Origin of the sequence: Pedobacter westerhofensis (assembly GCF_900182595.1) — a bacterium.
GTDB classification, from domain to species: Bacteria; Bacteroidota; Bacteroidia; order Sphingobacteriales; family Sphingobacteriaceae; genus Pedobacter; species Pedobacter westerhofensis.
In genome coordinates, this window is sequence record NZ_FXTN01000007.1 from 334,538 (window position 1) to 354,284 (window position 19,747).

Sequence of the window (19,747 nt, forward strand, 5' to 3'; positions counted from 1 at the left end):
AGTTTGATTTTAATTCTGCAAGGCAGTCCCATCGAAACTGAACTTTTCAGGATAGCGGTTTGACCGTTTCAGGAAACCTTTGCTGAGGCTAAGCAGCTAATTTTGTCTCCTAATCATTGAGATAATTATGGCAAAGACAGTATTAGTGACCGGGGCTTCCGCAGGAATCGGTAAAGCAACAGCAATTTTATTAGCACAAAACGGGTATCATGTTTACGGCGCGGCACGGAGGACAGAAAAGATGGAGGGCCTGAAAGCATACGGCATCACGCCGGTCACATTGGATGTTACCAACGATGACAGCATTAGTGCATGTATTGAACAGATTTTCCGTGAAGCAGGAAGCATTGATATATTGGTCAACAATGCGGGGTTCGGCTCCTATGGTGCGATTGAAGATGTTACGATGCAGGACGCAAAATATCAGCTGGAAGTAAACGTTTTTGGTGCAATGCGGCTAAGTCAATTGGTGCTGCCTAAAATGCGGCAAAACAGCTACGGTAAGATTATAAACATCTCTTCTGTTGGGGGTAAAATTGCATTTCCGTTTGGCGGCTGGTACCACGCCAGCAAATTTGCCATCGAAGCCCTGAGCGACGCCATGCGGCAGGAAGTAAAGCAATTTGGTATAGATGTAATGGTGATTGAACCGGGCGGCACAAAGTCAGAATGGGGCAACATTGCTGTAGAAAGTTTAATGCGTGTTTCGGGCGGGACAGCGTATCAAAAAATGGCAACGGCTGTTCAGAAAACATTTACAAATATGGCCGGTAACCTTCCTGAGCCGGTTGTGATCGCTGAACTGATCAAAGAAAGTATTGAGGCGGAAAGTCCGAAAACAAGATACACCGGCGGTTATATGGCAAAGCCGATGTTGTTTTTACGGAATATTCTGTCTGACAGGATGATGGAAAGGCTAATTATGAGTCAGCTAAAATAATGTATCTTTATGATCATGCAACCGGAGAAAATCAGCAGTAACATCATCTTGTATGCCTGTGAAGGCGAAACACATTTTGATCACGACCCTTTTGTGTATGAGCATTATTTTGGCATCATCACTTCCGGAAGTGCCGATCATTATACAGATCATGGTGTGGTCAATTATCCTACGGGATCTTTATGCCTGATCCGGAGGAACCAGTTACTGAAAGTCATCAAGAAACCAGACGGAGAAAAACCATTTGCGACTATTACTATCTTCCTGGAGCAGGAAACACTGAAAAAATACAGTGCGGAACATGATGTGAAAGCTGATGGGGTTTATGCTGGCGAAACCATTCTGATATTAGAAAACGACGCTTTTATGAAAGGGTATTTTGATTCGCTCATGCCGTATTTTGCCCAGCCCGAAAAGCTGACGCCAATCCTGGCACAGGCAAAAACTACCGAGGTGATTGCCTTATTGCTGCGTAATCCCGCGTTGAAAAATTTCCTGTATGATTTCAGCGAGCCACACAAAATAGATCTGGAAGCATTTATGAAAAGACACTATTCATATAATGTTCCCCTGGCACAATTTGCGAAACTAACGGGCAGAAGCCTCTCTACCTTTAAACGTGATTTTGTGAAAATTTTCGGTACAACGCCTGAAAAATGGCTACAAACCCAACGTCTGGAAAGGGCATATTTTCTGATCACACAAAAGAATAAACGCCCTTCGGAAATTTATCTCGAACTGGGTTTTGAAAGTTTGTCGCACTTTTCATACACTTTCAAAAAGCTGTTTGGACAGACCGCGACAGAAAGCAAAATACATCAGGAGTAAACGCTTAAGACGCGTTTAAACTTTGGGGGAGAGTTCAATGCAATGTGACGGTCCAGTGCCCTGCCTGTTTTTAGGGCAACCCACCTTAGCATAGCAGCTCCATACTCGCCGGTATTTTAGAGGAAATCCCGTTCCAATGCAATTTTTCCCGGATCTTCCTCTACTGGTTTTCTGGTATATTTACTATTCGTGGCAAAAAAAATGCAAAATTTCTTAATTTAACGGCCTGTTTGTTAGAAAAATTAAGCATTACGTAATTGAGCCGCTGCCCTATGTTAAAACTGATCACTATCAATCAGAAAATCCTGATCCTCCTGTTTTGTTTAGTCATGGCTACCAGTGGCTTTGCCAAAGCGCAGCTGCCAATCAATGAAAAAGCATATGCGGATAGTTTAAACCAGGCGTACTTGCGGCTGAATAACGATAGTGCCCGGGCCAGGACAAGCTTCCTCTTATCGCATTACTGGTCTGTTAAAAATGATACTGAACAAGCGACGAAGTATTTTATGCAGGGCAGGAAGCTGGCAAAAGATCATCCTTATGTACAGGCTATTTCTTATTTTTTTGAGGCCGATTTATATCTGACCCTCGATACGGTGAAAAGCTGGAAAGCAATCCATACCGGAAACCGTTTGTTGTCGGCCTATAAAATCAAAGAGGCTTATACGTTCCGGTCAAAACTGTGGTATAATGCTGCAATCATGGAGCAAGATGCTGATCACGTCAAAACGGTGGTAAATATCTTGTTAAACAAAGTGATCCCACTGGTTAAAAAGAGCAGCGACAAGTCTGCACTGGCCAAATATTACTCGCAGACGGGGGTCATTTTTATGAATACGGGGCAATACGAGAGGGCTGCAATATATTATAATTTGTGCATTGGCCTTCAACAATACATTTCTGCAAAATCCACCATACTGCTGCGTACCTATGTGCTGGCGGCGTCAAACTATCTTTATTTACATCATGTCGCTCAGGCGAAAAAATTGCTGGATAAGGCTAAAGCAATTTTGGCACCTTTCCCAAAATCCAGAAGCCTCCCGGATTATTATTTCACTGAAGGCAATTATTATGAAGAGACATCGCGCTATGAGCTGGCCCTCCAGAGTTATGAAAAGGGCATCACCCTCAGCAGGGAGCTGAAACAGGATTATATGCTCGAAACCCTGGTGATGCAAAAATACTCTGCGCTTTCCCATCTTAAAAAGTACCCTGAGGCTAAAGCCTTACTGGATAGTATGGCCAAAGCAACGGAATATATGGCCATATCCAACAACCGTCTGCAGTTGTATAATGAAATGGCAAAAACAAATGAGCATTTGGGATTGATGAAAGATGCTTACCAATGGCTGCGGCGCTATAGTGCCTTAAATGATAGTCTTCAAAAAAGCAAATTAGATACTGACATCGGGGAGATGGAGCTGAAATTCAGAAATGCGGAAAACAAACAAAAGATTTCAGAACTCAGCTCGGCCAATGAGAAAGTGAAACTGACGGCCAAAAACAGTAGGCTGGCCAGCTGGCTCCTTGGTGCTATAGCTTTATTTCTGCTGTTTGCCCTGTTAGCGGGATATTATATTTATAGTGCCAAGCAAAAACTGAGCATCCAGAAAGACCTGAATGTACAGCAGGAACTGAAAAACATCCATCAGGAGCAGCAGATCAGGATCGCGCAGGCGATGATGCAGGGGCAGGAAGAGGAGCGGGCAAGAGTTGCCCGGGATCTGCATGATGGTTTAGGCGGTACGCTGGCGGTCGTAAAAATGAACCTCTCGGGCTATGGCCTTAAACACAAGATCGGCCAGACGCCGGACTTCAATGCAATCATCACACAACTGGACCATTCGGTAAATGAGTTACGCGGCATTGCAAGGAACATGATGCCTGCATCGCTGCTGCGGTTTGGATTGGAGACTTCGATCAAAGATCTGTGTGAATCATTTTTGTCGGATCACCTGCAGATAGATTTTCAATTTTTTGGTTCCAGCAAAGACATTTTGATCCAGGAACAAATCGCAATTTACAGGATTGTGCAGGAACTGCTGAGCAATACCCTGCGGCATGCGAGGGCAACAAGTGTACTGCTCCAGTGCAGCCGGAATGAAGACACTTTTTTGATTACCATTGAAGATAATGGTATAGGGTTTAATCCAAATGTGCCTGCAGAGAAACCAGGTATGGGTTTCCAGAATATCAAAACACGGGTGGACTATCTGAACGGCAGAATGGAGATCATCTCTGCTGAGAATGACAAGGGAACTACTATCAACATCGAAATTAATGTCACAGTATAAGTATAAAATGGCCATCGTAGACGACCATCCGATTGTAATCGAGGGTTTAAAAAACTTACTGGCAGCACAGCCGGATCTGGAAATAACCGGTAGCTTTACCACTGGGACAGAATTCCTGGTTTTCCTGAAAGATCATGTGGTTGACGTGGTATTGCTGGACATTACATTACCGGATATCAGTGGGATTGAGCTGTGTAAAGAGATCAGAATGATGGCACCACAGACATTTGTTTTGGCATTAAGCAACCATAATGAGAGAAGTATGATCTTCCAGATGCTGCATAATGGTGCAAGCGGATACCTGCTTAAAAATGCCTCTGCCAACGAGCTGATCAACAGTATCCATGAAGCGCTGGAGGGGAAGGTCACATTTAGCAACAGCATCCGGGAAATCATGTCCATGCCGCATTTAACAGAATTCAGGGAAAAACCGGCAATTACAAAAAGGGAACTGGAGATTTTAAAACTTATTGCTCAGGGTGAAACTACAGCAGGTATGGCAGAATCTCTATTTTTAAGCAAGCTGACAATAGAAACACACCGCAGAAATCTGTTGCAAAAGTTTGCGGTAAAGAATGTTGCACAGTTGATCAGTATCGCTACCCAGCAAGGAATAGTGCCCTAGCCGGTAAGTCAACCAGGGCACATATCTTAATCAACAAGGATCATCCTCTACACCATCTCAATGTAAACTGGACTGTTGGGCCTTTGATACGGATGTTTGCCCTCGCTCCATCATCGTTTGAACACTGTCCTAAAGAACTACTATTACTGAAGAACTACAATTACTTAAGAACTACAATTACTGAAGATAGATCTCATGTTCAAGCAGCGCCTTTGTAAATACAATGTTGTATTTTTTCGAGCCGCTTTTGGCTGTTGCCAATACTTCTTTAACGCCTTCTCCGTAGTCTTTTTCCCTGAATTCTGTGATGAGCAGCTTTTTGCCCATTAATAATTTGGCTTTATTAGAATAGCTTACGTTTGGCTTTTCTTTTAAGCCATCAACATGCCTCTGTATATCCTTTGCTTTATATGTTGTGTTGTTGTATTGAGCTGCGCGAACTGGTTTACCTGCACTGGGTACAACATCTTCTACCAGATAATTGAGCTTGTTGATCTTGTCAAGCGATAACATCCCTTTCTTTTCTGTGAGGTAAAAAAAGTCAGAACCGCTTGGTACTCCCGCCAATATGGAATCACCTACCTTAACGCGTGTTTCTTTATCAAACTCGTATGTATCCTTGTCGACAAGGTGCCCCTGTAAATTTTCTGTTCTGTATCCCGCTTCCTTTGGCTTAGCGAATTTTTTACTTTGGGAATATCCATTGCATGCTAAAATGGAGAGGAGAGTGATTATTATAAAATTTTTCATGAATATCTATTTAAGAGTGTTGAATACCGTTTTTAAGAATGTAGAATATGTTCTTAACAAGAGAAAATCTGTTCAGTAAGATGGAAGGAGATGTGATGAGCTTTGAGTAGCTGAAATAATTTCATGCTGAACATTATCTCAGCTACACAAAGCTACTATGCCGGCCTTCAGCCTAAAACTGGTATTGCTTTGTAAAATCGCTTCCCTCGCCTGTTAAGGTTTTATCGGATTCGGATACAGAAACTTTTCCGTCTACTTCAACTTTAAGAGAAAACTTAAGGTCCTGACCAAAATTGATGAACTGCACTCCAATAGAACAGGCATCCAATTTTTTGATGGATTCGATCACATAAGTCTTTGTACTGCCAGTAAAATCGTTCCTGGCCAGGCTTATGGCCTGCTGGCTGTTCTGAGTTACGCCATTGGTTTTCCAGATCGTATTGTCACCCGGGGTGAGTGTTCCTCCTGAAGATACCAGAGATATATAGTCAGACTGATCTACAGCCGAACTGACAGTGATGGTAATCTTGATGTTTTTACCGGTGCCGCCATTTCCATTTTCAGGGGTATTATCGTCATCCTTGCCGCAGCCTGTTGAAAATACAGCTGTAGCCATCAGAAGAGAACAGAAGGAAATGGATGTCCATTTTTTTAAATTAAAGCGCTTTGTTTTCATCATAAGTATATTTTTTCCATCAAAGGTAATTTTTAGTCTTTTTGGCGACAATACCAGAAAACCATGGTTTTCATCTACCGGTTTTCTGGTATGTACTATACTTAATGAATGATGATAGTCGATTATATATCCTCATGTGATTTCAATGAGATCACAGATGCCGATGGGCGGAATATTTTGTTATTGACGTGCTGAGCTGTTTTTTATGCCACTGCTGCTGAAACTATTCAGAAATTTTATGTGTTCCAAAATGCGCGAAGGGACTGTACGCTGCGGGTTCTCTTACAATTTTCAAAGCATCCAGTGTACTTTCAAATTGTACGGCATAGGGCTTTTTCATCTGGATGGACAGGAAGTCTCCTAAGTTATCATTCCAGGTCTCATACACTAAGAATTCGTTAATATTTTGAATCCCTTCATGTATTGTTGCATTAACAAAATTCTTCTCATTACTAATGGTAATGAAAAGATCTGTCAGGATCTGTTTAAATTCTTCCCTTTTCTCTGCCGGAGCTGTAAACTTGATGGCTAATGTCAACTGTTGCATAATGTTGTGTTCTTTTATTCTCAATTAATACATGCAAAGATAGTTTTAGATACAATTGTGGCGCTTGATATATCATAAGAAAACACTTACCATAGATCAAGTATTAAGCTCAAATGGCTAAATTTGCCAGATGTTCGATGCGCTTTATACGTATTTAAATGAAAAGATAGATCTGTCAACTGAAGATACAGAACTTATTGGAGCTTCCGTATCCCTGAGGAAACTGCGGCGAAATCAGTATTTATTGCAGGAGGGCGATGTGTGTCAGTTTGTGGCATTTGTATCTAAGGGATGTTTACGTACGTACCGGGTGGACCCCAAAGGCAAAGAACATATCATTTATTTCGCCGTGGAAAACTGGTGGGCGGGGGACAGGGAGAGCTATTTGAATGAAAAACCTTCAAGTTTTTATGTTGACGCTGTAGAAGCCTCAGAAGTGATTATGTTTCATAAAAGTAATTTTGAAATGTTATGCACTGAGATCCCGGAGTTCGGGGGAGTGATGAAAATAATTCTGCCAGAGCCGACATGTCGGCTATTACCAGTTTAGTTCCTGATATTAAAAGGGATATTGCCGGGATAGATATCGAATGGCCGGAAATTACTTTATCCTTCAGCTGGTGCAGGGTTAATGTGAATTCTCAGCAAAGGGATGACCTGCAGAACCAGACTGCACTCCTGTTAACAGGGAAAGTAGAAGCGAAGCCCTTAATTGGTTTGTCGGCCTATCTGGATTTTCTTGCTTTAATTCAGCGTGTTCATCCTATAGCCCTTGCGGTAATTGCGGTAGCAGATCTTACCATGGCCCTGATTGGTGATGGCAGTAAAATTACCTGTGAATTAAGAGCTAAAGGAACATTAGGCGGAAAAGTGGAGGGGTTTTTGAACACCCTAACCAAAGAGAATTCCTTTAATAAGGCTGACAGGGACACAAACGGAAAACCTATAGCAACAATTACCGGGGACCTTGAATTTACAGTGAAAATTGAGATAAAGATAGAGGTTAGAAAAGACTATGTTTTTGTTGCCGTAGAAGGATCGGCCGAAGCAAGTATTGAAGCTAAAGCCAAATGGTGGGCCAGAGGTGTTGTAGATTTTGATCTAAAGGGATATTACACCATGTATTATGGAACATTTGAAGGCCTGGAGATTGTTGGAAAAGCAAAGATAGAGGGTAAGGTCAGTGGTGAAAGAGACATTGCGCAGGCTCCTTCTGCTGCCGGGGCAGCGGTTGCCCCGAAAAAGGAATCTAATTCTTTATTTAGTGGAAATGCAGAGAAGTCTTTGAAATTCCAGGCGATCGATAAGCAAGAGGAGAAAGAATTAGGAAAATTATATTTTAGCATAGGATAGGATTTAATAAATTATGATGAGGAAAACAATTTTATATTTACTAATTAGCTGCTCGCTAATGGCTTGCGCACAAAATAAAAAGAAAATGAATACAACACCAATCTCTGAATTATACAAAGAAGTAAAATTTAAAGAACAGAAAATCAGTTACCGTGCCGGAATAGAGATTGGGGCCTGCAATTTTGAGTTGTTTATTAATGATGTTCCTGTGGCTCAGTATTTTGAAGATGTAAACGGTACATTTAATACCAGTTCCCCAATAAACGATGTGATTCTTAAATCAGGTAAACAGACCTTTAAGCTGATCCTGTACCCTGGATTTAAAAACGGTGTACCGATAAAGGCTTTATCCGAAAGTATAATTGCCAAAATTACTGTTGAAGGATTGAAGTATGAAGGTGAAGGTGTAAAAACCATAGTATCTCCTTTTACGATCTTTGAGCTGCCTACTCAGGCCAGGCCTTTTACTGAAGCAGGAAAACAAACTGCTGTATATGAAGGTACTTTTGATGCGCATGTTCCCTATGAGCTTGAAGGCTGGTCGAAAAGTAGAGACCTGCGGAAAGAAGACCCTGATGTACTCTTAAAAGAGGTTTTGACAGCTTACCAGCATTTTATCAATGTGGTTAAAAATAAAGATGAAGATCAGCTTTCTAAACTGATCTATAAAAAAGAAAAGAATTATGCCCAGGCCCTATTTCTTGATAAGGAGGGAACTGAAAATCAATGGGCGACTTACTTAAAGACCTTGCATGACCCCACATTAGTGATGCAGCCGATAGAACATTATAAAATGAAATTCTATGGTAACGGGCGTTTAGTTGCACTTGAACGGACTGATTATCCAAATATAGGCGAACCTGCACTGAGAGCTATCTTTAAAAAAGATGACAGAAGCAAACTGCGGTATTTTTTCTATGAGCTGCACAAACCTGAAGGAAGTAACACACTTGAGTTAATCCATTAATTCATAATTATCGTAAGCTTTGTTTAAAAATCTAATCTTAACCACAACTTTGCTATTTGCAGTGTTGTGGTGTTTTTCTGTTCAGGCAGCTATTCCTGTGGATAGTATTGTCGATCCAAGGACTGCAGGCACTGGTTATATCAGTGATGTAAATCATGCACTGGATAACAGTACTGCAGGTAAAGTAAATGAGATATTAAAAAGGCTGGACGAGGAAAAAAAAGCCCAGGTTGCGGTAGTGATAATCAACACTATCGGAGATGGGGTACCGAAGGACTTCGCTACGGAACTGTTCCGCGACTGGAAAATAGGCTACAAAGGATTAAATAACGGTCTGCTGGTATTGATTATAAAAGATCAGCGACGGGTAGAGATAGAAGTAGGATATGGGTTAGAGGGGAGCATACCGGATATTATTTCCAATCACATACAGCAGCAGGCTATGATTCCCAATTTAAAAAAGGGAGACTATGATGCTGCGGTTTTGGAAGGTGTTAAAATGATTTCCGGAATTTTGACGGATGGTGCAACACATCAGGATAGTAAGCCAGTTTACAACAATGAGAAGGAACAAAACAGGCAAATGTTATCATTAATTTTTTGTGCATTATATGTCGTTTTCACATTTGTATTTGTTATCCTGGCAAGAAAACCAAAATTAAGAAGATCTTCTTTACTTGTGATTATCAGCGTAATTGCAGGTCCTGTTATCTTTGTGATCCTGTTAGGCACCCTAAGTCCGTTGAAAATTAACTTTGTATTTGTATTGCTTGCCATATATTTTTGCTGGGCGATTTTTTATGGTTTTTATTTTAACAATATCCAGGTGCTGGATCCAAGAGAAGAGACCCATAATCCACGGCAGATACAATATTCTAAATGGAATACAGCAATGCAGGGGTTAAAAACTTATACGATCTTTTTTCCTTTTCCCATCTTAATATTTTTCTACAGGAAAGTTCAAAAGAAGATGAAAGATCTTCGTTACTCACCTTACCTATGTGAACAATGCAAAAAGGAAATGCAGTTGGTAACAATGGACAGTGCATCATATCTTACAGACGGAGAGAAAATGGCAGAGCAATTAGGTACTGTGACTTATGATATCTGGAAATGTGAAAATGGCCATGCGCCGTTAAAAGTTCCTTTTATTAAGGAGGGATCTGAATTCTGTGAATGTCAGAAATGCAAAAATCTCACTGCACATATAGTTAGCCATACGATAGAGAACGAAGCAGATTATCTACATAAAGGCTCAGGGATTTATCACTACGCTTGTCAGTATTGTAAAGCAGAATTTAATGTCAGCTTTGTTATTCCTCAAATGATAGCTGGCTATTCAGGGAACTCTTCTTCTGACAGCGATTCTGATAGCGGCAGTTCAGGTTCTTCTGATAGCTGGGGCGGCGGGTCATCCGGGGGCGGTGGTTCTGGAAGTAATTGGGAAAAGTTAACAAAGGCCAAGACGAGCACATTAAGGATAAAGAACCTTATCCCGTTGAGCATGAACAATGGATCGGCTTACCGGGGTTCACGACAGAGAATTTAAAGCCTTTTAGGTTTGGTACAGCTGGCGCCCATTCCGGAAAATGATAATTATGGAAGATAGGGATTTCAACAACAGCATTAAAAGTAAACACAATATTGCTTTGTGCAGGTATAAAGTTGGATTCTGATATTATTTCATATCTAACATTTACCAAGGTTGGTGATGTTATTTGATGCCTGTTTTCTTCCTTACTGCAGGCAGAGAATATGAACAGCAGTGCTGAGAGGGCACATTTTCCTTGATTTTGATCGATATGGATCGGTTAAGAAAAACAAAAAACCCCTTAAAATCAAATTTTAAGGGGTTTCGGTGCGTTTTAGCACTTTTTAAGTCGGGGTGGCAGGATTCGAACCTACGACCTCCTGCTCCCAAAGCAGGCGCGATACCGGGCTACGCTACACCCCGAACTTGACCAACAAGTCTGGTTATAAATAACCTTCGTTGTTGTTGGGATTGCAAAAGTACAACATTATATTTAGTACGCAAATTTATTTTCATTTTTCGCTCATAAAATCTTCGCGGCAAATCAGAAAATGAAACTTTGTCTAAAAGTTGTATTGTTGTTCAGTGTGTTACAGAGAATTCCTCAGCGTCACTTTAAATGGAATTGCAATCCGCTCAGCAGAATTTTTAAGCACAAGCTCCGCCGTTTTCTCGCCCATCAATGCAAAATCTGTCGAAATCGTGGTAATACCATCAAGGATAATCTTTTTGATGGGCACCTCATTGTAAGAAATTACTCCCACATCCTTGCCCACTCTAAACTTTCCTTCGATCATCTTTTCTATCAGGATCACCAGATCGTCCTCAACGAGGTTGATATATACACAGCCGGGCTCAATCTTTTCATTATGGACACAGCTGAGGATCTGATGGTTAAAGCTGTACTGCTGGCAAAAGCGGCGGAATCCACGGATGATCTTTGTAGAGTGGTAGGTATCCCGCGGAAAGACCAGTTTTATTGTATGGTATTTATCCAGCCTGTCTTTCAGCTGTACAAGTGCAGAGTAAATGTCATTTTCAAAATCCTCATACACTGCACCAAAATTACCGGAAATCCCCTGCGCCAGCTTATCCATCAGGATCAGCTTTTTCTTCGGGAGGGAGTCTATCAGTTCATAACCCATTTCTTTGTCTTCATTAAAATTGGGGATGATCACGCATTTTTCGTAGTAACCATTTTTCTCATCCAGTATTTTCCTGAGTACCTGATAATCATTGTTGTAAATATAAAAATCAATGGCACCTTCAGTTCCCAGGGTGGCAGCGAAGGCATCATAAATCATCTTTTTATGGATACTCAGTTTATTAAAGAGCAGGAGCACTTTGGCAGGTTTGTGAAAGCAGGTCTGTACAATAAAATAGCCTTTTCCTGCCACAGAAGTAACCAGCCCCATCCGTTTTAACTCATTATACGCACGTTCAATCGTACTTCTTGCTGTTTCCAGTGTACAGCTCAGCTCATTGATCGAGGGAAGAAGGTCGTTCTTTTTAATTTCCCCGGACTGAATGCCCTCCAGGATCGAATTGATCAGCTGCAGGTACTTGGGAGTCATGGCGCACTCGTCGATCCTAACAATATTCTGGATGTTGTTCATGGTAAGCGTAATGCTAATTGGTTGTTTAAAGTACCGAATGCCACAACCTTATGGAATTTTAGAAAAAATATTTATATTCTTGAACGTGCTTGTCTGCAATGGGTTAAAACGTTTTCAGTATCTATTATTTGATATTTAAGGCCGATAACCCGAGCCCTTCACATTATAATTTTAATGTTGTTTTAATCCTTTCATAATTGGTATAGTCTATGTAGTAGAAGTTAGGTAAACATTTAAAAAACACGCAAATGAAAACATTTAGAAATTTAATGCTGCTGTTGGTGACAGCATCATTGTTAAGCTCATGCTACGTACAAGATGGAGGTAGAGGTCGCGGTGGTCACGGACACGGACATGGTCACGGGCATCACCGGGGCTGGTAACCTTTTTTCTACTTATTTTAAGAGCCGCAGTCAAATGTGGCTCTTTTTGTTTAAGGGCAACTGTTTCATTATCAGTTGATCATAATTTAATTCGTTGTCAGCTGTAACGTTTTAACACCAATCTGCATCTTAAAGGTATAAATGCTTTGAAGATGAAAAAATTAATTCCCCGTTTACTGATATTCGTTATATGTCTTTTTATGTTGTCTGCTGCGAAGGCCCAAACAGGTTCCGGAAAGCTATCCGGTAAAGTTCTGGACGAGAAACACGCTAATCTTTCCTATGCTTCAGTAAGCCTGCTCAAAGCAAAAGATTCCACTTTGATCAAAGGATCAATCACCGAAGATAACGGAACTTATATATTTTCTAACCTTGCAGACGGGCAGTATATCATCGCCATCAATATGGTAGGGTATGCCAAAGTGCTCAGAGGCCCGTACCTGATCAATGATACCCGCAAAACTTATACAGTAGACCAGGTAGAGCTGGTACCTACTTCAAAACAGCTGAACAGCGTCAATATTGTGAGCCGTAAGCCACTGGTAGAAAGACAAGTTGATAAAACCGTGCTAAACATTGAAAACAGTGTCTTGGCAGCCGGTAATACGGCGCTGGAGATCTTACAAAAGGCGCCCGGTGTAACGGTAGACAAAGATGGCAACATCAGTTTGAGAGGAAAGAAAGGCGTAATGGTGATGATAGATGGCAAACCAACCTACATGTCAAGCGAACAGCTTGCCAACCTGCTGCGCTCCACAGAAGGCAACGCAGTACAGTCCATCGAGCTGATTACCAACCCTTCGGCAAAATATGATGCAGCGGGTAACTCGGGGATCATCAATATCAAATTAAAGAAAAACAAGAATTATGGTACCAATGGCTCTGTAAATGCAGGGGCGGGGTATGGCAGGTATTACAAAGCCAGCACAGGCTTATCGCTGAACCACAGGGAAAAGAAGTTCAATGTCTTTGGAGATTTCAATTATTCACGCCGCAAGCAGTACCATAATCTGGATATTATGCGGGTAAACAATACAACTTCTGATCAAACCTATTTCAATCAGACCAGCGAAGGAGTGGGGCCAAGGCGCAACTACAATTTTAAAGGAGGACTGGATTACTTTATCGATAGTGTGAATACGATAGGCGTAGCCATCAACGGTTATAATGGCGGGGGAAATAACGATACCAAAGTATTAACACTGATCGGAAGCCAGCCGCTGCGCACAGATTCTTCTGTAAATGCAACCACTCCCAATGATTTCAAGTATACCGGGATCACTTATAATTTGAACTATAAAGGTACTATTGACACCGCTGGACAGGAAATCAGTGCAGATATAGATTATTCTAAATATAAGAACTCGAACGATAACTTGTATAACAATAACTATCTTGATATCAACGGGCAACCTTATAAAACGCCATATATATTCAGAAGCTTTGCTCCATCTGAGGTGACTGTGTTTGCAGTTAAGGCAGATTATACCTATCCTTTCAGTAAAAAGATGAAGTTGGATGCGGGAGTAAAGAGCAGTGTGGTAAGCACAGACAACAACATCACCTTTGAGAATTTCCTGTCTGGCAACTGGCAGAACGACGCAGGGCGAAGTAACCAGTTTAAATATGATGAAAATATCAATGCAGCATACCTGAACTTAAAGCGCGAGTTTACCGGTACAACGGTACAGCTAGGCCTGAGGGCAGAACAAACCAACTCTAAAGGTAATTCGGTTACAGAACAGATTGTTTCCAAACGCCATTATTTAAACCTGTTCCCCAGCCTTTTCGTAAACCATGTTTTATCAAAAAACAATGAGATCGGTTTCTCCTACAGCAGACGGATCGACAGGCCGGATTATGGAGATCTGAACCCTTTCATCTCATTTGTAGATCTGTATACCTATGGTATAGGAAACCCATTCCTCAATCCGCAGTATACCAACTCCTTTGAGGTATCTTATTCCTGGAAAAAAACGGTGAATGCCACGCTGGGCTATAGCCATACCAGTGATGCCATTACGAGAGTGCTTTTATCAGATACCCTTCAAAAAACATTGTTTATCACCTCCCGGAACCTTGCGGTAAAGAAATCATATAACCTGAATATCAACTCGCCGATAAACATATCAAAATGGTGGACAACCAATAATAACCTGACGGTGTATTACAATAAGTTCAGCACGCCTAACTTATTGGGAGTACCTTACAGCAGCGGTAAGCTATCTTTTAATGCCAATACCAATCATACCATTGCCCTCAATACAAACACAAACCTGGAGATGTCTGGTTTCTACCAGTCGAGCATGGTAGAAGGAACCCTGGCCATGAAACCGCAGTACGGTATAGACCTGGGCGCAAGCAGATCGTTCGCCAATAAAAAGTTTAATGTGAAATTTGCTGCAAATGATGTATTTAACCTGCAGAAGTGGCGTATAACAAGTGCTTTGCCTGGGCAAAATTATTCGGTAAATGAAAAAGAAGAAAGCCGCATCTTCAGGCTTACCTGTACTTACCGCTTTGGAAGCAACGACATTAAAGGTGCCCGTCAGCGCAGCAAAGGTTCGGCAGCAGAACAAAACCGCGTAAAATCGGGAGGATAAGCGATAAAGTCTATCTAAAAGGAGGATTTACCAATATTATTTTGGTTTCTCCTGCTTTGAAAGCCTGATGACCCATGATTTGCTTATGAATTGATTAAAAGCAGCAAATTTTACTTATTTCAATCAATCGCTGGAAATTTATAATTTCTCTTACCAACTTTACGTTTATATCAATAAACAAATGTTACTGATAATGCCCGGTTAAACAACTAAGTAACAATAAAATAGATCAAAAACTTTGCCCGAGGGTGGATGCCAGAGGCAAATAGGTAAATAATAGTTAATAATCTTAAAGGCCGGTTTTAGCCGGCCTTTAAAGTATAGCTGGGCCAATTAAAGTATAGGCAAGCCAATCTCGGCCTTTGCCTGCGAGATGACCAGTGAACTGTGTACATTTCCCACATTTTCCAGCGGAGCGATCTTCTGCCTAAGAAAAGCGTTGTACGCGTGCATATCAGGAATGATAATCTTTAACATAAAATCATAATTCCCGGTGATATGGTAGCATTCCAGTACTTCAGGAAATGCAATCACACTTCTTTGAAACGATGCCAGTGCATCTTCACTATGATTGTTTAATACGATTTGCGGAAAGGCGACCATACATGCGGTGATCTTTTCCCTGTCGAGCACTGCTACATATTTTTTGATATATCCTAACTCTTCCAGCCGTTTTCTCCTGTCAAAAATCGGAGAAATTGTCCTGTTAAGATTATAAGCAAGTTCTTTATTGGTCAGCCTTCCATTTTCCTGCAGCAGATTTAATATGCCCAAATCTGTAGGGTCTAAATGCGGGTTCATACTTCAAAGCGATTTAACGTAGTATAGGTTTATTGATATTTGGTGGTTGGTTAGAGATTATTCAAATATAGGATATTTGACTGTCTGCTTGCAACCCCCACCCTGAAAAAATATTCGGCATATGATTTTTTGCTGGCAGTATAATGTGGCAAATAAGATAACTTTGTTCTCAAATGATCTTATGGGCTTAATTAAAGATATCTATTCTCCGGCATTCTATAATAAATTTACAGAGGCAGTCAAATCTATTCATCATTCATTTGATAAAGAAGGGTTTATGACTGCTGTTTTAGGCAACGGCTTTGAACAGATGGAGTGGAAAGACCGAATGAAACATACTACCCGGTGCTTTCATCAGTTCCTTGCTGCTGACTTTCCGGAGGCCGTGCAACTGATCAAAAACATCATAGATAGACTGAGAGCGGATGGGCAGGATCAGGGCGGACTAGCACATATCTTTTTAGCTGATTATATTGAAACATACGGACTTGATGATCTGGAAAACGCAGTCAGCGCGTTTGAATTTATCACGCAGTTTATCAGCTGCGAGTTTGCAGTACGCCCCTTTATTATCAAATACGGTGACCAGATGATCAAAGAAATGGTTTCCTGGTCGAAACATAAAAATCATCATGTAAGGCGACTTTCCAGTGAGGGCAGCCGGCCAAGGTTGCCATGGGCGATGGCGATCCCTGCACTTAAACGCAATCCGGAACCAATCCTGCCAATTCTGGAAAACCTTAAAACAGACCCTTCTGAATATGTGAGGAGGAGCGTGGCCAACAGCATCAACGATATCGCAAAAGACCACCCTGATGTAGTGATTGCACTGGCCGCCCGCTGGCAGGGGATCAGTAAGGAAACAGATGCGATCATCAAACACGGAAGCCGTACCTTACTCAAACAGGGACATGCAGAGATACTTAAACAGTACGGACTGGAAAGCGAAAATATTGCCGTACAGGATTTCAGGATACTCACGCCCGAAGTAAAGATCGGCGATAGTGTAGAGTTTGCTTTTTCTATTACAAACCAGAATCCTGCCAGTCATACTGTTCGCCTGGAATATGGTATCTATTATAAAAAATCAAAAGGGCATCTGGCCCGGAAGGTATTTAAGATCAGTGAAAAGGTATATGAGCCCAACGTCACCGTGAACATCAACAGGAAGCAATCTTTCAGGCTGATTACTACCCGCGTTTTTCATGTGGGGGAACACCAGGTTTCCATCATTGTAAATGGAGAAGAGAAAGGATTACTGGATTTCATCCTTTCAGAATAAGAAACTTACAGGATCTGCCTTTCTTTCATAAATGCTTTTTCTGCCTCAGTGATATGATCGTCGTCAATGGAAGGTGCTGTAGTGATTTTTGCAATGCTCAGTTCATCCATGATGTCGACAAAGTTTTTATAAGTGGCACCGGAGGTGGGCTTAATCACCACGATCAATGATTTCTTATCAGTGATTTTTCCAGAAACCAGTTTCATCTTGTTAATCAGGATCGACTTCCTGATCTGTTTGTAGTCGTCAATATAAGGCCTGCTTTTTCCTGCTTCGCCCATATACCAGGCTACCTTATTATTTTTTCCCAATAGAATTGTCATCGTCCTTGACGCCGGAAGCTCGTTAAAATCGCTTTCATCATTTTCATCTGGTTTCACAATATCCATCGCATTTTGTTTGGCGAGCGAAGTGGTGAGCATAAAGAAAGTGATCAGCAGAAATGCCAGGTCTACCATTGCTGTCAGATCTACTTTTGGTGTTTCTTTTCTGTTTCTGGAAGTGGTGTTTAATTCAGCCATGATCGTGAAGATTAGTTTAAGTCATGATGCCGGATTTTTACTTATTCCATATCAAAATTTCTGATCATTTTACTTTGATCAGAAATACGCCGTAGCTGTAGATGTAATCTTTTAATACTTTGTTTTCCCCTCTCGAATAGCTGATGGAGTTTACCTGATAAACGATCCTGAAATTTTTTGTTTCCTGCACAATGCTCAACGCGCCGGATGGAAGATTATATTCATGCGCTACGCCATTAAATTTATAACCGTCTTGTTTTGCGGGATCTTTCGGCAGGGTGCCGATCAGCGCTTTTAAATCAAAGAGCGCACTGTCGTTATTGATTTTGACTGATACCCATCCCTTATTTTTTATGGTTTTTGTGATGCTGAGATTGCCGCTAACCGTGACGTCGCTATTATCAGCAGAATGGTCCTGCATTACGTAATCATAGCCAGCAACATTTGTCAGGTCCGGCTGTTTGTTTTTTACCACATAAGCATCCTCTATCATCCGCTTTTCGTTCGATTCATAGTCCCCATAAGCAGAGCTGCTGAATTTACCAAGTCCCAGCTGCGACTGTACCCAGCTGACTTTAGCTTCTCTCAGGAAATACTTTCTACTATACTTATTGGCTTTAGTCGCTTCTTTTGTATGCTCCAGTGAATCTGAAACATGATCCAGGTTTGCATTGGTATAAGGTTGCAGGGCTTGATAATCATAATGTTCAATGATATATCTTAAAGTCCTGGCAGCCCGGTTTCCATCTTTTGCGGATATGCTTTTCAACCTGGTCATTTTGTGATCCTTAAAAGCATTGTTCCTCTTAAAAATATCAGTGAGGATTTTTTTCTGTGAATACTCAGATACCGAAAATGCACTCTGCGGCCCATAGATAGACAACAGCGTAAAAATACAAAGCGAAATCGGTATCACCTTGATATTCTGCTTACGCGAGAGGAGGGAATAGATCGTCACCCCGAGCAACCAGATGGCAAGCATGATCAGGAAGTACCGGTTCTCGGTGATCCCATATCGAAACACCCTGGTACCTACGGCAAGGAATAACAGCACGATCAATGGCAGCATTAAAAAGTAAAAGCTGCGTGCATAAGTCTTTATCCATTTATTTTCCTCCTGCTCGCGGATCGGGAAGATCATCAGGATCGCAAGAATCCCAAATACCGCGTATCCCAGGATCAGGTTGGATACCAGTCCTTTCGGAAGGTTCCATTCTATTATAATTTTGGCTTCATAGGCCAGCAGTATTATCACATAAATTGTTGCCAGTGGGATCAGCACATATTGCGTAAATATTTTTAGTGCTTTTGGATAAGTGAAATCTTCGTTTAATGTATCCAGATCTTTAGGGATGCCTGCAAGAAAAAACAAGGTATTGAATATCCCTGCGATCAGTACAAATAATATGGAATAGGAGTTGCTCCCCAGATCAACATTAAACAGGAATTTGGTGGCGCCAATCGCTGCGGCTAATCCCAGGTAAAGTACACCGCTGTTCAGCACGCTCGTGAGGAAACGGAGGAAGATCGTTTTATTAAACTGCCAGAAGCCCTGTACCGAATCTGCATGAACATAAGCTGCAAAGGAAACCAGCAGGTGCCCTGCTAGGCTCAATAAGAAGAACCTCTGGTAATCATCTTCCTGCAGCGCAGGGTTCAGCAAAAATATCAGGCCGGATGCCAGCAATGCAACAATGATCTTAAACAGATAAAGCCGCGGCCCTTTTACAGCCCTGCTTTCCAGGTATAAACTTGCCGAAAGGCTAAACAGCAATCCCAGGTTGGCCGTCATGATTACCCGCGTGAACCAGTATGATTGATCAGTATCAGGGTAACCTGTTCTGATATTGATGATCGCGGCTATTGAGCCAATGATTGCAAAAGCTATTTCCAGCGGAAAACGCATGATGACATACCTGATATCCTGTATCAAATTCTGAATCGAAGGGAGCGCCATAGTTTCTTATTTTCAGGTAATTTACTTGATAGATCCGATAATTTAAAATCAATAAACTAAAGCACTGGAATTT

Annotated in this window: 17 protein-coding genes and 1 tRNA gene; 10 read left to right on the forward strand and 8 right to left on the reverse strand. The window is 41.4% G+C overall.

Features of this window, described 5'->3' with window-relative positions:
• Nucleotides 1-127 precede the first annotated feature (127 nt).
• The 4 genes from FN831_RS15620 (at nt 128) to FN831_RS15635 (ending at nt 4,687) form a co-directional block, all read left to right on the forward strand.
• Complete coding sequence (locus FN831_RS15620) at nt 128-940, forward strand: oxidoreductase (protein WP_142529107.1); 813 nt, start codon at nt 128-130, stop codon at nt 938-940.
• 9 nt (nt 941-949) lie between these two features.
• Nucleotides 950-1,768, forward strand: coding sequence for a helix-turn-helix domain-containing protein (locus tag FN831_RS15625; RefSeq protein WP_246101554.1), 819 nt, complete (start codon nt 950-952; stop codon nt 1,766-1,768).
• 272 nt (nt 1,769-2,040) lie between these two features.
• Nucleotides 2,041-4,062 carry a tetratricopeptide repeat-containing sensor histidine kinase gene (locus tag FN831_RS15630; protein WP_142529108.1) on the forward strand — a complete coding sequence of 674 codons (2,022 nt, stop codon included), beginning with the start codon at nt 2,041-2,043 and terminating at the stop codon, nt 4,060-4,062.
• A complete protein-coding gene (locus FN831_RS15635; protein ID WP_142529109.1) occupies nt 4,049-4,687 on the forward strand; it encodes a response regulator in 639 nt (212 codons plus the stop codon). Before FN831_RS15630 ends, FN831_RS15635 begins: the two co-directional genes overlap by 14 nt.
• Before the next feature lie 177 nt (nt 4,688-4,864).
• On the opposite strand, the gene FN831_RS15640 is transcribed toward FN831_RS15635, so the two are convergent.
• From FN831_RS15640 to FN831_RS15650, 3 genes are all read right to left on the reverse strand, one after another.
• On the reverse strand, nt 4,865-5,437 hold the full coding sequence (locus FN831_RS15640) for a hypothetical protein (RefSeq protein WP_142529110.1): 573 nt from the start codon (nt 5,435-5,437) through the stop codon (nt 4,865-4,867).
• Between the two features lie 172 nt (nt 5,438-5,609).
• A complete protein-coding gene (locus tag FN831_RS15645; RefSeq protein ID WP_142529111.1) occupies nt 5,610-6,116 on the reverse strand; it encodes a hypothetical protein in 507 nt (168 codons plus the stop codon).
• A gap of 220 nt (nt 6,117-6,336) precedes the next feature.
• Nucleotides 6,337-6,660: a putative quinol monooxygenase gene (locus FN831_RS15650; protein ID WP_142529112.1), complete on the reverse strand. Its 324-nt coding sequence runs from the start codon at nt 6,658-6,660 to the stop codon at nt 6,337-6,339.
• A 130-nt stretch (nt 6,661-6,790) separates the two neighbouring features.
• Here FN831_RS15650 and FN831_RS15655 point away from each other — a divergent pair, with 130 nt between their 5' ends.
• From FN831_RS15655 to FN831_RS15670, 4 genes are all read left to right on the forward strand, one after another.
• Nucleotides 6,791-7,210 (forward strand): Crp/Fnr family transcriptional regulator, encoded by a 420-nt coding sequence (locus tag FN831_RS15655; RefSeq protein WP_142529113.1) that lies wholly within the window; start codon nt 6,791-6,793, stop codon nt 7,208-7,210.
• Complete coding sequence (locus FN831_RS15660) at nt 7,189-8,013, forward strand: hypothetical protein (RefSeq protein WP_142529114.1); 825 nt, start codon at nt 7,189-7,191, stop codon at nt 8,011-8,013. Before FN831_RS15655 ends, FN831_RS15660 begins: the two co-directional genes overlap by 22 nt.
• A gap of 85 nt (nt 8,014-8,098) precedes the next feature.
• Nucleotides 8,099-8,980: a hypothetical protein gene (locus FN831_RS15665; protein ID WP_142529115.1), complete on the forward strand. Its 882-nt coding sequence runs from the start codon at nt 8,099-8,101 to the stop codon at nt 8,978-8,980.
• A gap of 19 nt (nt 8,981-8,999) precedes the next feature.
• A complete protein-coding gene (locus FN831_RS15670; protein ID WP_142529116.1) occupies nt 9,000-10,529 on the forward strand; it encodes a TPM domain-containing protein in 1,530 nt (509 codons plus the stop codon).
• 331 nt (nt 10,530-10,860) lie between these two features.
• Here the strand turns inward: FN831_RS15670 and FN831_RS15675 are convergent.
• Together FN831_RS15675 and FN831_RS15680 are read right to left on the reverse strand one after the other, a co-directional pair.
• Nucleotides 10,861-10,934, reverse strand: a tRNA-Pro gene (locus FN831_RS15675).
• A 167-nt stretch (nt 10,935-11,101) separates the two neighbouring features.
• Complete coding sequence (locus FN831_RS15680; protein WP_142529117.1) at nt 11,102-12,127, reverse strand: GntR family transcriptional regulator; 1,026 nt, start codon at nt 12,125-12,127, stop codon at nt 11,102-11,104.
• A 535-nt stretch (nt 12,128-12,662) separates the two neighbouring features.
• Here FN831_RS15680 and FN831_RS15685 point away from each other — a divergent pair.
• A complete protein-coding gene (locus FN831_RS15685; protein WP_142529118.1) occupies nt 12,663-15,113 on the forward strand; it encodes a TonB-dependent receptor in 2,451 nt (816 codons plus the stop codon).
• Nucleotides 15,114-15,446: 333 nt separating this feature from the next.
• Here the strand turns inward: FN831_RS15685 and FN831_RS15690 are convergent, their stop codons facing one another.
• Nucleotides 15,447-15,914, reverse strand: a complete 468-nt coding sequence (locus tag FN831_RS15690; protein ID WP_142529119.1) for an Lrp/AsnC family transcriptional regulator — start codon at nt 15,912-15,914, stop codon at nt 15,447-15,449.
• 181 nt (nt 15,915-16,095) lie between these two features.
• Between FN831_RS15690 and FN831_RS15695 the strand changes: the two genes are divergently transcribed.
• Nucleotides 16,096-17,196: a DNA alkylation repair protein gene (locus FN831_RS15695; protein WP_142529120.1), complete on the forward strand. Its 1,101-nt coding sequence runs from the start codon at nt 16,096-16,098 to the stop codon at nt 17,194-17,196.
• 5 nt (nt 17,197-17,201) lie between these two features.
• Here FN831_RS15695 and FN831_RS15700 read toward each other — a convergent pair whose 3' ends face one another.
• The gene (locus FN831_RS15700) at nt 17,202-17,717 is read right to left on the reverse strand and encodes an ExbD/TolR family protein (protein WP_142529121.1); all 516 of its coding nucleotides are present in this window, start codon (nt 17,715-17,717) and stop codon (nt 17,202-17,204) included.
• Between the two features lie 64 nt (nt 17,718-17,781).
• Nucleotides 17,782-19,674: a DUF4153 domain-containing protein gene (locus tag FN831_RS15705; RefSeq protein ID WP_142529122.1), complete on the reverse strand. Its 1,893-nt coding sequence runs from the start codon at nt 19,672-19,674 to the stop codon at nt 17,782-17,784.
• Nucleotides 19,675-19,747: the final 73 nt, after the last annotated feature.